Annotated in this window: 10 protein-coding genes; 8 read left to right on the plus strand and 2 right to left on the minus strand. The window is 63.0% G+C overall.

Annotation, left to right across the window (positions count from 1 at the left end; all coding sequences use genetic code 11):
* Positions 1-143: 143 nt before the first annotated feature.
* Positions 144-899, minus strand: coding sequence for a histidine utilization repressor (hutC, locus tag ACBG85_RS24325; protein ID WP_024487384.1), 756 nt, complete (start codon positions 897-899; stop codon positions 144-146).
* A 109-nt stretch (positions 900-1,008) separates the two neighbouring features.
* On the minus strand, positions 1,009-5,655 hold the full coding sequence (locus ACBG85_RS24330) for an NAD-glutamate dehydrogenase (protein WP_372025174.1): 4,647 nt from the start codon (positions 5,653-5,655) through the stop codon (positions 1,009-1,011).
* Positions 5,656-5,889: 234 nt separating this feature from the next.
* On the opposite strand from ACBG85_RS24330, the gene ACBG85_RS24335 reads away from it, so the two are divergent.
* The 8 genes from ACBG85_RS24335 to ACBG85_RS24370 all read left to right on the plus strand — a co-directional run bounded on the left by ACBG85_RS24335 (position 5,890) and on the right by ACBG85_RS24370 (position 15,565).
* Complete coding sequence (locus ACBG85_RS24335; protein WP_007732726.1) at positions 5,890-7,059, plus strand: acyl-CoA dehydrogenase family protein; 1,170 nt, start codon at positions 5,890-5,892, stop codon at positions 7,057-7,059.
* A gap of 11 nt (positions 7,060-7,070) precedes the next feature.
* The gene (locus tag ACBG85_RS24340) at positions 7,071-8,213 is read left to right on the plus strand and encodes a CaiB/BaiF CoA transferase family protein (RefSeq protein ID WP_372025176.1); all 1,143 of its coding nucleotides are present in this window, start codon (positions 7,071-7,073) and stop codon (positions 8,211-8,213) included.
* A 37-nt stretch (positions 8,214-8,250) separates the two neighbouring features.
* Complete coding sequence (locus tag ACBG85_RS24345; RefSeq protein ID WP_030536970.1) at positions 8,251-8,913, plus strand: IclR family transcriptional regulator; 663 nt, start codon at positions 8,251-8,253, stop codon at positions 8,911-8,913.
* A 91-nt stretch (positions 8,914-9,004) separates the two neighbouring features.
* Positions 9,005-9,796 carry an IclR family transcriptional regulator gene (locus ACBG85_RS24350; RefSeq protein WP_372025178.1) on the plus strand — a complete coding sequence of 264 codons (792 nt, stop codon included), beginning with the start codon at positions 9,005-9,007 and terminating at the stop codon, positions 9,794-9,796.
* Positions 9,797-9,905: 109 nt separating this feature from the next.
* Positions 9,906-11,474 (plus strand): histidine ammonia-lyase, encoded by a 1,569-nt coding sequence (gene hutH / locus ACBG85_RS24355; RefSeq protein ID WP_007732730.1) that lies wholly within the window; start codon positions 9,906-9,908, stop codon positions 11,472-11,474.
* The gene (locus ACBG85_RS24360; RefSeq protein ID WP_311093947.1) at positions 11,471-12,544 is read left to right on the plus strand and encodes a histidinol-phosphate transaminase; all 1,074 of its coding nucleotides are present in this window, start codon (positions 11,471-11,473) and stop codon (positions 12,542-12,544) included. Before hutH ends, ACBG85_RS24360 begins: the two co-directional genes overlap by 4 nt.
* Before the next feature lie 16 nt (positions 12,545-12,560).
* Complete coding sequence (locus tag ACBG85_RS24365) at positions 12,561-13,925, plus strand: FAD-binding oxidoreductase (protein ID WP_372025180.1); 1,365 nt, start codon at positions 12,561-12,563, stop codon at positions 13,923-13,925.
* A 203-nt stretch (positions 13,926-14,128) separates the two neighbouring features.
* On the plus strand, positions 14,129-15,565 hold the full coding sequence (locus ACBG85_RS24370; protein ID WP_003940251.1) for a cytosine permease: 1,437 nt from the start codon (positions 14,129-14,131) through the stop codon (positions 15,563-15,565).
* Positions 15,566-15,604 lie beyond the last annotated feature (39 nt).

The following is a 15,604-nucleotide window of genomic DNA, read 5'->3' on the forward strand; positions in this document are numbered from 1 at the left end:
GGGAAGTGAGGTTGCGGAAGCAATAACCGTCCACCCATGATCTCAGTGTGCTCGCAGTCACGTCCTGGTCGATTGCACCGAAGTCGGCCCCGAAAATGGTGCAATCGGACGAGCGAGTGTTCAGGATTCGCCATTCGAAACGATCAGCGCTCGAAGGTTCCTTCCAAGCGATTGCGTGAACCCGGATGGATCAAGCGCGCCGCGCTGACCAATCCGTTAGCCGACCAGGTGCGGCGGCGAATCAGCAGGCACGGTTCCCCGCGATCGATGCGTAACAGCTCGCATTCGTCCGGGCTACCCAACACCGCTTCCACGACATGCTCGCCGCGAACCAGAGGCGCAACGTCACTCAAGTAGTTGTTGGGGGTGATCGCGGTGAAGTCCTGGCGCAGATAGTCGGGCGCCTCGTTCGGATTCACGAATCGGTCTTCCACCTGAATCGGAGTTTCGTCCTCGAAGTGCACCATCAGCGAATGGAACACCCGTTTGCCCACCGATTCACGAAGGAACGTCTGCCCGTGGTCGGTTTCTTCCTCACGAACGAAGACGACCTCGGTTCGATGACGGTGGCCGCGGCGCTGAATCTCGTCGGCGATGTTCTTGACTTCGAACAGCGGGGACGCGGTCTTCGTGGCGGCGACAAAAGTACCGACCCCCATCATCCGCACGATCAGACCGTCGCTGGTGAGTTCGCGAAGCGCTCGATTGATCGTCATTCGTGACAACCCCAGCGCACTGACCAGTTGATTCTCCGAAGGCAGCTGATCGCCTTCGGTCCACCGACCCGAGTTGATCTGCGAGACCACGAGGTTCTTGACCCGTTCGTAGGCAGGGGCGGACTCGCCGCCTGCCTCGTTGAACAGCACGGCGAGTTCTGCGTCCACTTCGGCAATCGCCATCGCCACCACCCGTTCGTCGAAAACCACCGAGTCGGTTCTCCCGTTCGGCCTCCGAAGTCTATCCGCCTCGTGCACCTTTCCGATCCATCCGCGAGCGTCCGCGCCGGACCTAACCCACCATGCGCCGCAATTGGCTCGTCGCAACCGAAAGCGCAGCAAGATCGTGTTGCCCGGACGCCTCGATCTCTGCGAGCGCGAGAGTGGACCTCTCGATTCTCGACGCATTCCTTTCTTCCCACCTCGAGAGTTTTTCCGCTGTCGTGTCACCCGCTTCCGCGTCGGCCAAGACGTCGAGGGTCAGGGCCCGCACCGTCGAGTACAACTCGTCCCGCAACGACAACCTCGCCAACGCGTTCCATTTTCCGTCCTTGCTCAATGCCGACACTCGATTGAGCATCGGGACGAGCCCAACATGCTCACCGAGCCGGAAATAGAGTTCGCCGGTCTCCGAGATCGTCCGATCGGCAAGGTCCGCGATCTCCACCACGTCGAGCAGTCCGAACTGATCGAGCAATATCTCCACTCGCCTGACCAGGTTCTCCGGCGCGCCCTTGTCCGTGATGAGGACCGTTCGCGCAGCCAGGTTCCGCTGATCTGCGCCTACCAGCCAGCCATCGAGCTCTGCCGACGCCTCCGCGAGGCGATCACCGAATCTGCTGATCTCGGCCCCGACGGCCAGCGGTTGCGGACGACGTGTCAGCATCCACCGTGACGCCCGGTCGAGCAGTCGCCTGGTGAGCAGGATCAACTCGTCGGATACGGCGGTCGAGATCGAGGCTTCGCTGATGTCGTGCCACAACTTCCACAGTCCGAACACCTCGGAAACCACGGTGAAGGCACGTACCGCGTCTTCCGGATCAGCGCCGACCTCTTCACCGAGCCGATATGCATAGGTGATGCCGCCCCGATCGATGACGTTGTTCGTCAGCACGGTCGCGACGATCTCGCGCCGCAGTGGGTGCCGGTCGAGGGCGTCGCCCCCTGCAACTCGAACGCCCTCCGGAAAGTAGTTCACCAGCGCCTGGCGGTAGATCTGGTTGTCGATCGAGCTTCCCGCCAACAGCGTGGATTTCAGATCGAGCTTGACGTGGGCCATCAGTGTGGCGAGTTCCGGCGACGTCAGCCCCGTTCCCGACTTCTCAGCCGCGGCGAACTGCTTCTTGGTCGGAAACCCTTCGATGACACGGTCGACGATCCCGCGCGATTCGAGGTTGGAAATCACTCTGCCGTGCACACCGATCATCGCCCCCGCATCCGCCCGCGTGGTACCCATCAGTTCGTTCTGCGAACGGTTGTCTGCGAGAACGAGTTCTGCGACCTGGTCGGTCAGCGATTCGAGTAGTGCGTCACGACGTGAGTCCGTGACGACGCCTGAGCTGATCAGGGAGTCGAGAAGGATTTTGATGTTCACCTCGTGGTCGGAACAATCGACTCCGGCCGAATTGTCGAGGGCGTCTGTGTTGATCCGTCCACCGCCGCGTGCGTATTCGATCCGTCCGGCCTGGGTGAGGCCGAGATTGCCTCCTTCACCGATCACTCGGGCACGCACTTCGTTGCCGTTCACCCGAACGGCGTCGTTGCTCTTGTCGCCGACTTCGAGGTCGGACTCACCGGAGGCCTTGACGTACGTTCCGATGCCGCCGTTCCACAACAGATCTGCCGGGGACCGCAGAATCGCCCGAACCAGTTGTGGTGGAGTCAGTTCGGTGACGTCGTCCTCGAGGCCCAGTGCCTCTCGTATCTCGTCACTGATCGGAACGCGCTTCGCCGAGCGTTCCCACACTCCGCCGCCGGCACTGATCAAGGTCGGGTCGTAGTCGGCCCACGAGGATCGTGGGAGCGCAAAGAGACGTGATCGCTCGTCGTACGAGCGCTCAGGCGACGGGTTCGGATCGACGAACACGTGCCGATGATCGAACGCCGCGATCAGGCGAATGTGTCTGCTGCACAACATACCGTTGCCGAAGACGTCGCCACTCATGTCTCCGATCCCCACCGCGGTGAAGTCATCGTGCTGGGTATCGACGCCGAGCTCACGGAAGTGCCGCTTGACACTTTCCCAGGCGCCCTTCGCCGTGATACCCATGGCTTTGTGGTCGTAGCCGACCGACCCGCCGGACGCGAAGGCGTCGCCGAGCCAGAATCCGTACTCCGCGGCAACCTCGTTCGCGATGTCGGAGAACTTCGCAGTTCCCTTGTCCGCGGCGACAACAAGATACGTGTCGTCTCCGTCGTGGCGAACGACCCGCCGCGCCGCGACAACGGCCCCGCTCTGCTTGTCGACGTTGTCGGTCAGATCGAGTAGTCCGCGAATGAAGGATCGGTAGCAATCGATCCCGGCCGCCAACGCAGCTTCTCGGTCTGCGTCTGCGCCCAGCCCTGGAACCGGTGGGCGTTTGACGACAAATCCGCCCTTCGCTCCGACAGGCACGATGACTGCGTTCTTGACTGCCTGCGCCTTCACCAATCCCAGTACCTCGGTGCGAAAGTCCTCTTTCCGATCCGACCAGCGCAAGCCGCCGCGAGCCACCGTACCGAAACGAAGGTGCACACCTGCTACATCGGGTGAGTACACGAATATCTCGAACTTCGGTCGAGGGAAAGGCAATACGGACAGCTTCTCCGAATCGAACTTCAACGAGAGCGCGCCGAGCGATTGAGTGGGATACACGAAATAGTTGGTACGCAACGTGTTACGGACCAGTTCGGACAACGCGCGCAGGATCCGATCGGCGTCGAGTCCTTGCACCTGCGCCACGGCCGTTTCCACGTCCGCTGCTGCACGTGCACCTCGATCTCCGTCGACGACGTCAGGATCGAAACGGCTCTCGAACAATTCGCACAATCTGCCGGCGATCTCGGGATGATCGGCAAGTACCTCGGCGACGCGACCGGTGCTGTAAGGAAATCCCGCTTGCTGCAAGAACTCCGCGTATGCCCGCAGCACCACTACCTGTTTCCAGCCGAGTCCCGCGATCGCGACCAATTCGTTGAACGAGTCCGGCTCGGCGTCACCGTTTCGAACCGCGGCAAACGTCGCCGCGAATCGCGCGGCAAAGTTGTCGAAGCCTTCGACCGGAGCACTCGGATAGTCGAGCGTGAACTCGTAGATCCTGGACTGTTCGGTTCCCACCGGTGCGATCTCGTACGGACGCTCGTCGACCACTTCGACGCCCAGGCTCTGCAATACGGGCAGCACCTCGCCCAGCGAGAGCGGATCACCCGAGACGTACAGCCCGAGACGGTGAGTACCCGGTCCGTCGACAGATCGGGCCAACCGTGGACTTACTTCTCCGGGCGCGAGGCCCTCGAACACCGCCATGTCCTCGGCGGCTCGGACAGCGTCGAAATCCTGCTTGTATGCCACCGGGACGCGCTCGGCGAACCGAGCACGCCTGCGCCGCTCGTCGTAGTGCGAAGCATCCAGAACGAATCGTTCGTCCCACGTCAGGCACGCGTCGACGACGAGGTCCCGAATCTCCCGTGCTTGTCGCGCCGACGCGAAGTTCGCGCCGCCGCCGACTGTGGCCGTGAAATGTACGACGGCCAAGGGGGATTCCGAGACTCGACTGGAGAACTCGATATTGTGGGCACCGAGTGCGTCGGCGAGTACCGACTCGGCCGTTGTTCTGATCGTCGTACTGAATTTCTCGCGCGGAACGAAGAGCAGAGCCGACAACTCTTGATCTCGCCCTGTCGCCGGGGAACTTCCCACCGGTTGCAAGAACAGATGGATCGATGTGCGGCCGTCCACGGAAGTGAGTTCGTCCAGCGCGTCCGCGATTCGGGCCGGCTCGGCCGCCAGGAGCACTGTGACCGGAATCGACTGAATCACTGCCAGCATCGATTGTCCGACAAACGAATCGACGGTGGATCCTGAGGCCTCGAAGATGTCTGCGACGCGTCCTCGCACGAGCGGGGTTAGCCTGACGTCGGCGACGATACCGGTCGCGGTGAAGAACCCGACGAATCGGTACGCACGGTCGCCGACGGACACGTCGATCTCGGTGGCGTATTCGGATCCACCGAACCCTTGCCGGAGGTACACCACTGCAATCGCGAGGGGCGCCGCTTTCGAATCCGAAGAGCCGGTTGGATCGGGGAGCACGCCGATGGCGTACGGCTCGTCACTGTCGACAGTTCGCGCACCACCGATGACACTGAAGTTTCCGGCGCTGCACCACCGGAGAAAGTCAGCTTCTTCGGCGTAGCCGTTCGAGTCCAGTTGCTCGCGCGCCTCGTCGACGAGGTCCCGCAGGGGCACGGAATCGCGGAAGGCACGCGCGATACGGTCGAGGATTCCGGCGACGTCGTCCGCGATCACCTGCGCCTGCGCGTCCGAACAGTGTGCGGGTAGTCCTATGTGGATCCATGATTCGGTGCGCTCCCCGGCCCGGGCGTCTTCGGTGCTGTGCGCCGGTTGTACGGCTGTGCGAAGCACGGGGTGCACCACGAATTCAGGTTCCACGCGGGCACGGGCAAGTGTCGCCAAGACCGCTTCGACGAGCTGCGGCATGTCGTCGCCGACGTATTGAATCGCGGGGCCATCCCCTAACTCCCCGGCCGGCGCGAGTCGCGAGATCGACGAGTTGTGTCCTCGTCGACGCGAAAGGTCCATGTGCGCGGCGACAATCGCCAGCTTGCGGTCTTCGGCGAGCGCAGCGTATCGATCCGCCGACAAGCCCTCGAAATACGTACTGGACACCCTCCTCACATTCTCGGAGTCCGGTGTCGTGTCGACTGAAACGAGGCTCATGTCAGCACCTTCCGCCGAAAGCCAAGCTGCTTCCGACTTGTAGTGGGTTCGATCCGCAATCAACTTGTCTATACAGGCTTAGACAAGTTGATCATTGCAGAACGTGAGCCGCGACACAACAAATTCACCCCTGGACAAATTCGCCACCCTCGGCCATAGTCAGTCCATGCCAACTAGTGGCAATTAGATTTCATTAGATGAAATTCGTAACTATTCCGCCTCGAAGGAGCCCCCGTGACTACCCAGACCGCGCCCGACACCGACAGCGTCGATCTCGCAGAGTTCCGCAGCACTGTCCGAGCCTTCGCCAACGCCGAGATCCACCCAGGAGCAGCCGCACGCGACGAGTCCAAGGAGTTCCCGGCGCAGCTGGTCAAGCGCCTCGGGCAGCAGGACCTCATGGGCATTTCCGTGCCCGAGGAATTCGGCGGCCTGGGTCTGTCGACACGAACCCAACTGGTCGCCATCGAAGAAGTTGCACGCACCGACGCCGCGCTGGCATCGATCTACACCGCCCACTACCTGGGCCTCGAGCCGATTCTCGTCGGCGGCTCCGAAGAGCAGAAGCATCGCTGGTTGCCCCAGCTCGCGTCGGGCGAACTACTGGCCGGCTTTGCACTCACAGAACCCGATGCCGGCTCCGACATCGCCTCGATGCGTACCGTCGCCCGACGCGAGGACGACGGCTGGCATCTCTCCGGATCGAAGACGTACATCTCCAACGCCAAGGAAGCCGACCTGGTCGTGCTCTTCGCCAAGACGGACCCGAGCGCAGGATTCCGAGGCATCACCGCCTTCGTCGTCCCCAAGGGAACTCCGGGAATCAGCTACTCGGAGCCGCAGGACAAGATGGGAATTCGTTCGGCCCCGACGTACACCGTCTACCTCGACGACGTCGTTCTGCCGCTCGACTCCGTGATCGGCACCGAAGGTCGCGGCGGCAACATTGCCTTGACCGCCCTGAACCGAGCACGCATCGACGTAGCGGCAATGGCAAACGGCATCGCTTTGCGCGCTTGGGAACTGGGACGCGAGTACGCAACGGAGCGAAAGCAGTTCGGCACGCCGATCTTCGACTTCCAGGCAATCCAGCTACTCCTCGGTGGCTGCGACGCGCAACTTGTCGCATCACGCGTCACCGCAGACTGGGCCGCCGACGTCAAGGACGCCGGTCAGGACATCCGCCGCGCCGCATCGATTTCGAAGTACGTCGCCACCGAAGCCTGCTTCTCGATCGTCGATCAAACCGTACAGATCCACGGTGGCGCAGGTTTCATGCGCGAATCGGAAATCGAACGCCTGTACCGCGATTGCCGCATTCTCCGCATCTTCGAGGGCACCTCGCAGATCCAGTTGCTCACCATTGCCGGCAATGCTCCGTCGCCGCGCTCCACCGAGTTCTGAAAGGCGCGGACATGACTGCACTTCCCCCACTCGACGGCATCCGAGTCATCGACCTCTCGCGCGTCCTTGCCGGACCCTACTGCACCGCACTGCTTTCCGACGCCGGTGCGGACGTCGTCAAGATCGAATCCGAACACGGTGAAGACTCTCGGCACCTCGGCCCGTTCCGCGACGGCGAGAGCATCTACTTCAACGTGCTCAATCGTGGCAAGCGTTCGGTGGCACTCAACCTCAAGAACGACGAGGACCGTGAGGCGCTGCTGACGCTCATCGAGACCGCCGACGTCGTCGTCGAAAACTTTCGCCCCGGCGTCACCAAGCGCCTGGGAATCGACTACGAGGCTGCGCGGGCTCGCAATCCGCGGATCGTGTACGCGTCCATCTCCGGTTTCGGACAGGACGGGCCCATGTCCGGAGCCGCCGCCTACGACCTTGTAGTCCAGGCTCTTTCGGGAATCATGAGCATCACCGGTTCGGAGGAATCCGGGCCGACACGATTGGGTGAGTCGTTCGGAGACCTGATCGCCGGGCTGTTCGCCGCCTGGGGAATCAGTACCGCCCTGCTGAGTGCACGGGCGAGCGGACTCGGGCAGCACCTAGACGTCGCGATGTTCGACAGCATGCTCGCCATGCTGCCGACAGCACACAGCCAACTGCAATCCACCGGGCTCACTCCCCCACGCGTCGGCAACCGTCATCCGGTGTCAACACCGTTCGACACCTACAAGGCCGACGACGGACTCTTCGTCCTCGCGGTTGCGAGCCAGTCGGGTTTCGAGAAGCTGGCGCAGACGATGAATCGCGTCGACCTGATCGCAGATCCTCGATTTGCCGACGACACCGCCCGGACCGAGAACGAACCGGCACTGCGCAAGGAGATCGAAAACTGGGCCGCCGGAAAGACCGTCGCCGACGTGGTCGATATTCTCGGCGACGCGGGCCTCGCCGGCTCGGAAATCTGGGACGTCCAGCAGGCACTCACCTCCGCGCAGGCCGAGTATCGCGGAGTCGTCGAATCGTTCGAGCACCCGGTAGCAGGAAAAATCTCCTACGTACGACAACCCGTCGTGTTCGGTGATAGTCGACGCCCCGATGTCCGCCGCAGTCCCCTGCTGGACGAGCACCACGGTGAGGTACTGCCGGGCTCGCGATAGATTCAGCGCAGACATCCCTCGGCACTTGGAGTAGGACATGGCCCCCGGCGACGTGACCCGCAGCGCGAATCGCACGTTCGAACTTCTCGGTGCGATCGTCGAGCACGGCGGGTTGACGCTCGGCGACGCCGCCAAGGCAACCGATCTGGCAACCAGTACCGCGCTTCGCCTGATCAGAAGCCTCGAACAAACCGAGTTCGTCGTCCGCGGCGAGGACAACGTCTATCGCGTCGGCCCGCGGCTACTACAGATCGGGGCTCGCGCACTCGGTGACAATCAACTGTTGCCGAGAGCGCGGCCCGCGATGAAGGCCATCGCCGAAACCACGAGAGAGTCGACCTACCTGTCGACGAAGGGACCGAAAGACACTGCGCTGTATCTCGATCAGATCGAGGGCACGCACGCGATCCGCCACATGGGGTGGGTGGGCCAGAGCGTTCCCCTGGACGGCACCGCCGTCGGCGCAGCGTTGAGCGGCAAGGTAGGCGAGAGCGGGTACGCCATTGCGCACGACACCATCGAGGATCACTCGACCGGAGTTGCCGCGCCGATCTACAACGCGGTCGGTCAGATAGCCGGAGCGCTCAGCGTCGTGGGCCCGACCTTCCGTCTGACGGACGAGGTCTGCGCCAGCCACGGCCGCGTCTTGGTGGAGCACTGCGCCCGGTTGTCCGCGGAACTCGGCAACCAGACTCCCTGACCACCCCGAGCACTTGGCGATTCAGTCTCGTATCCGAGACAATGTGGGTCCCCGCTCCCACCTCAGCCCTACCCGTAAGGACACACCCCATATGACGACGAGCCGCGTGAAATCTGCTGAGCGCGTGCTCGACGTGCTCGATCTCCTGGCCCGCCGGGGTGTGCCGCTGGCGACGGCAGAAATCTCCAGCGCCCTCGAGCTGCCGAAGAGTACGACGCATCACCTCCTCAATGTCATGCGGGATCGACGGTTCGTCTCGTACTGGGCTGATCAACGCGCCTGGACCCTGGGTGTCTCGGCGTTCGAAGTCGGTGCGTCGTACATGCGGTCCGGCCCACTTCACCGTGAGGGCCAACGATTCATGCTGGCACTCACTCAGTCGACCGACGAGACCTCCCATCTGGCGGTACTTCAGGGTTCTGACGTCATCTACCTCGACAAACGTGAACCTCTGAAGCCCGGCGTTCGGTTGGTGACCGAGATCGGGACCCGCCTTCCGGCGCATCTCACCGCAGTCGGGCGGGCGATTCTGAGCCGTCTGGATGCGGAACAGATCAGCGCGCTCTACGAGGGGTACACCTGGCCGACGCGGACCGGGACGGGTCCGTCGGCGCTCGCCGAACTGCGAGAACTGCTCGCCGCAGCACGTGAGAGCGGATATGCGGTCGAAGAGAATGCGACGACATCCGGGATCAACTGCATCGCCAGCCCCGTGATCACACGGGACGGTCGTCCGGTCGCAGCTCTCGGCGTCACCTTCCTCTCCGGCTCCAAATCGGCCGAGGAGAGTGCCCTGATCGCCGACCGAGTGCGCGCCGTCAGCGCCGAGTTCTCCGCCGATCTCGGAGATCGAATGGTGGAGACCCCGACCGCAGACATGTAGCCAATTTCTCCGTTCCGTACTTTGCGGGCCTTGTTTTCGTCTCATATTCAAGACTAGAGTCTCGTATACAAGACTTTGTTAGATAGCCACGCATCATCATTGGAGTCCCATGAACGCCACCCCTGCCACCCAGACAGCCACCCGAACCATCGAGGTCGGAATCGGCGCTGTCACCATCGCCGACGTCGTCGACGTCGCGCGCAACGGATACGGCGTTGCATTGACCGCGGAATCACTGGCCGCGATCGCCGAAAGTCGTGCACGCATCGAAGCCCTGGCCGCAGACCCCACACCGGTCTACGGAGTTTCCACCGGATTCGGCGCACTTGCCACCCGGCACATTCCGGCGCATCTGCGGACACAGTTGCAGCGCAGCCTGATCCGCTCACATGCGGCAGGTTCGGGACCGGAAGTCGAACGCGAAGTGATCCGGGCCTTGATGCTTCTGCGTCTGTCGACGCTCGCCACCGGGCGGACCGGAGTGCGCCCTGTAGTCGCACAGGCGTACGCCGACCTACTCACCGCAGGCATCACCCCGGTGGTGCACGAATACGGCAGCCTCGGATGCTCGGGAGATCTGGCACCACTGGCGCATGTGGCGATGGCAATCATCGGTGAAGGTTCCGTCCGCACCGCCGACGGTGAACTCACCGATGCGGCAACGGCATTGGCTGCCCATGGTCTCGAACCGGTGGTTCTGGCCGAGAAGGAAGGCCTCGCACTGATCAACGGTACCGACGGGATGCTCGGTCAACTGGCCCTTGCGATCACCGATCTCGATCATCTGCTCAAGTTGGCCGACATCGCTGCCGCTATGAGCGTCGAGGGCTTGCTCGGCACCGATCAAGTGTTCGCCGCCGATCTTCAGGCGCTTCGCCCCCACCCCGGACAGGGCGCGGCCGCCTCGAACATGGTGCGCTTGCTTGCCGACTCCCCGATCGTCGCCAGCCATGCGGGCCCTGACTGCACCAGAGTTCAGGACGCGTACTCACTGCGGTGCGCACCGCAGGTTGCCGGCGGCGCACGCGACACCGTCGATCACGCCCGACTGGTTGCCGGGCGCGAATTGGCCAGTGCTGTCGACAATCCCGTCGTCACTCTCGACGGAAGGGTTCGGTCGAACGGTAACTTCCACGGAGCTCCCGTGGCCTACGTCTTGGACTTTCTCGCCATCGTGACCGCGGATGTCGCGGGTATCAGCGAACGCCGAACCGACCGCTTCCTCGACGTAGCACGCAATCACGGTCTGACCCCCTTCCTCGCCGACGACCCCGGTGTCGACAGCGGACTGATGATCGCGCAGTACACACAAGCTGCCATCGTGTCCGAACTCAAGCGACTCGCGAGCCCGGCCAGTGTCGATTCGATTCCCTCCTCGGCCATGCAGGAAGATCACGTCTCCATGGGATGGTCGGGTGCACGCAAGCTCCGCCGGTCCATCGACGGTCTCACCCGAGTTCTCGCGATCGAGATACTGACTGCAGCACGAGGAATCGATTTGCGCTCCCCACTCGAGCCCTCCCCCGCCACCGGAGCCGTCCTTCGGACCCTGCGCGAGAAGGTGCAGGGGCCGGGTACCGATCGCTTCCTGTCCCCCGAGATCGAGGCCGCGGTGGACTTGGCGGCATCGGGTGCACTTGTTGCGGCCGCGGAGAACGCGATCGGCGCCCTGGCATGACCGCGCCCGGTGCGCTGAGGCCTCGCCCCCGACCCGAAATCGAAGCACTCCCTCGATACTCCAAAGCCGCCGGCCTCGAGCAGGTTCGGTGGCGGGCGTCGAGCAACGAGTCGACGGTTGCACCCTCGGCGGCCATTCTCGAGGCCGTCAATCTCGCGGCCTCACACTCGCACTTGTATCCGTCGCTGTTCGGCGACACGCTGATCGCTCGGTTGAGCGGCCGCCTGGGCGTCGGCGACGACCAGGTATTGGTCGGCGCCGGTTCGTTGGCACTGCTCCAGCAGGTATTGACTGCGTACACGGGTCCGGGCACCGAGGTCGTCTACCCGTGGCGCAGCTACGAGGCGTACCCGATACTGATCGGAATCGCCGGGGCGAGCGGTGTCCCCGTCGCACTCGATTCCGAACATCGGCACGATCTGAGTGCAATGGCGGCGGCGGTGACCCCGCAAACCCGCGCGGTACTCGTCTGCAACCCCAACAATCCGACCGGTAGCGAGTTCTCGACCGCCGAGTTCGTCGCGTTCGCCCGTGCAATCCCGAGCGACGTCCTCATCCTCCTGGACGAGGCCTACCGGGAGTTCGCGACCAGCGACGTCGACGGCGTCGACCTGCTTCGAACCTTTCCCAACATCGTCGTCTTCCGAACCTTCTCCAAGGCTTACGGATTGGCCGGACTTCGTGCCGGCTATGCCGTCACCAACTCGGCGATCGCAGCGGATCTTCGCAGCGCTGCACCGCCCTTCGGGCTCAGCGCCGTTGCCGAGGCCGCGGCCTGCGCGGCCCTGACCGATCCGGCACACACCGATTCGATAGTCGAAACGGTGACCGCGGGTCGTTCTCACCTACGTGAGCAATTGGCTCTGCGCGGCGTCGAGACGGTCCCGAGCGGTGCCAACTTCGTGTGGATCCCTCTCGGCAAGAGAGCTTCTGCGCTCGAAGCGGCCTGCGTCGCGCAGGGTGTCTCGGTCCGGATGTTCCCCGGCGAGGGAGTGCGGGTGACCGTAGGTGAGCGGGCAGCAGAAGACGCCGTGATCGCCGCTGTGGATGCACTCGCACACAACCATTGACCGACTGGAGAAAAGAATGTCCGTCCACGAACTTGCTCGGTCGATCGGTTCGAGTCGCCTGATCACCGACCCTGCGGTAATGGACTCGTACCGCCGTGACGAGGCCCATCTCGCCGAACCCGGCCATCCGGCGGCCGTCATGCTCGCCGAAACTGCGGCCGACATTTCCGAGGCGCTGAAATGGGCTACTGCTCACCGTGTCCCGGTGGTAACCCGCGGTGCGGGAACCGGTTTGGCGGGCGGCGGGGCAGCCGTCGAGGGCTGCCTGGTCATCTCGACCACTCGCATGCGCTCGATTCTCGAGGTCAATCCGGACGATCAGCTCGCTGTCGTGGAAGCCGGGGTGATCAACGCCGACATCAGTCGAGCAGCAGACGAGTACGGGCTGATGTACGCCCCTGATCCGAGCAGTTTCGAGATCTCCACGATCGGCGGAAACATCGCCACCAACGCCGGTGGACTGCGTTGCGTGAAGTACGGCGTCACCCGCGATTCAGTCCTGGGTCTCGAGGTTGTGCTCGCCGACGGTCGGATCGTGCGGACAGGCCGAAGGACCGTCAAAGGTGTTGCGGGATACGACTTGACCAGTCTTCTCGTCGGTTCGGAGGGAACACTCGGAGTCGTCACGAGTGCCACGCTGAAGTTGCAGCCCAAGCCCAAGACAGCACCGGTCACCGTCGTCGGCAGTTTCGATTCTCTCCGCTCCGCAGCGGACGCAGTTGCCGCGGTCGTTCGCGACGGGATCGGACCGAGCCTGCTGGAGCTGATCGATCGAGCAACGCTGCGCGCAGTCGACGACTGGAAACGAATCGGGTTGGAAGACAACACCGCCGCGATGCTGATCGCACAGGCCGACGGGGTCGATGCCGACGCAGCAGCCGCGGCGATGCAGAAACACTTCGAGAGGGCGGGCGCCGATTTTGTCGCCGTCTCGCAGGACGCGGCAGAAGCCGCACAGCTACTCGAGATTCGCCGACTCGCCTATCCGGCTTCCGAACGACTCGGGCAATGTCTCGTGGAAGACGTCGGGGTCCCGCGGTCGAAACTGCCCGACATGCTCGAGAGTATCGACCGAGCGGCCGCCGAGCACATGGTCAAGATCATGACTGTCGCGCATGCTGGTGACGGCAACGTCCATCCGACCTTCGTCTTCGACCGCGCTGCCGACGGCTCGGTCCCCGAAGCCGTGTGGACCGCCGCGGACGAGGTCTTCCGGCGTGCTCTCGAACTCGGCGGAACTCTGACCGGAGAGCACGGCGTCGGCGTTCTGAAGCGTCGCTGGCTCTCTCTCGAGCTCGGCGAGAACAGCATGCAACTGCACCGATCGATCAAGGCTGCCTTCGACCCGCTCGGAATCCTCAACCCGGGTAAGGGTTTCTGATTTCTCGCGTGGTGTTACACAGCATTTACGCGAAAACGGGTCCCGGGTATTGACGCCTGTATATACAGGCATATACATTTATCCGCAGTGACAGTGACCCAGCGCACAAAGCACAAGGCGCAAAGCACCAAGCACGAAGAAGGTGGGCAATACCCCGACGTCGATTCCGTCGCTCGACGGGCTCGCAGCAGAAAGACAGGCCTATGACTCACGATGGACCGGCCGAGGTCATCCTCACTCCGGAACGACGCACTATCGACGTCGTCCCGGATGCAGAACGACACGGCACCCCGCGCAGCCAGTTCACTCTCTGGTTCGGCGCCAACATGCAGATCACTGCAATCGTCGACGGCGCTCTCGCCGTCGTATTCGGCGCGGACGCCATCTGGGCGATCGTCGGACTTCTGATCGGCAACATCTTCGGTGGCGCTGTCATGGCGCTTCACTCCGCCCAGGGCCCGCGTATGGGTCTCCCCCAGATGATCTCGAGTCGCGCCCAGTTCGGCGTCAAGGGAGCAGTCGTACCGCTTGTTCTCGTCATCCTGATGTACCTCGGCTTCGCTGCCACCGGCACCGTGTTGGCCGGACAGGCCGTCAACAAGATCCTGCACATCGACAGCCCCACCGTCGGCATCGTCGTCTTCGGTCTCCTCACCGCATTCGTCGCGGTCACCGGCTACAAGCTGATCCACATCGTCGGCAGGATCGCCACCGTCGTGGGCATCGTCGGATTCTCCTACCTGGCCGTTCGACTGTTCCTCGAGTACGACGTCGCCTCGTACGTCGGCATCAAGGGCTTCGACATAGTCACCTTCCTGCTCGCGATCTCGCTGGGTGCCGGTTGGCAGCTCACCTTCGGCCCGTACGTCGCCGACTACTCGCGTTACCTGCCGCGCAGCACTTCCGAGAGCACCACGTTCTGGTCGACGTTCCTCGGTAGTGTCATCGGATCGCAGTGGTCCATGACCTTCGGCGCTCTCGTCGCGGCCTGCGCCGGCGACGCGTTCCTGGGTAACCAGGTCGGCTTCATGGGAGATCTGGCCGGACCCGCTGCCATCGCCTTCCTGATCTACTTCGTCATCCTGGTCGGCAAGCTGACGGTGAACGTGCTCAACGCCTACGGCGGATTCATGTCGATCCTGACCACCGTCACCGCCTTCAACGGACAGTCGCGAATCTCGAGCACCGCGCGCACCCTCTACATCCTCGGTTTCACTGCGGTCTCGGTCTTGATCGCCATCGCCGCCAGCGCCGACTTCCTGGACAACTTCAAGAACTTCGTCCTGGTGTTGCTGATGGTGTTCACGCCGTGGAGTGCGATCAATCTGATCGACTACTACCTGATCTCCAAGGAACGCATCGACATTCCGGCGCTGTACGACGTCAACGGTCGATACGGAGCATGGAACTTCACCGCATTGGCTTGCTACGCCGCCGGCGTTCTCGCCCAGATCCCGTTCCTCGCCCAGAAGATGTACACCGGCCCCGTCACGGACATGCTCGGCGGCGCCGACATCTCGTGGCTGGTCGGCATCGTGTTCACCGGGCTGATCTATTACCCACTCGCCAAGCGCACGAGCAATCCCCCTTCGTCGATGATCTACCCCGATCACACCGCGATGACCGACTCTCGCGTCTGATCCCCCAACGTCTTTCGAACTTCAGCAAGCTAGGAGAAC

This window comes from Rhodococcus sp. NyZ502, assembly GCF_041464245.1.
GTDB lineage: Bacteria > Actinomycetota > Actinomycetes > Mycobacteriales > Mycobacteriaceae > Rhodococcus_F > Rhodococcus_F qingshengii.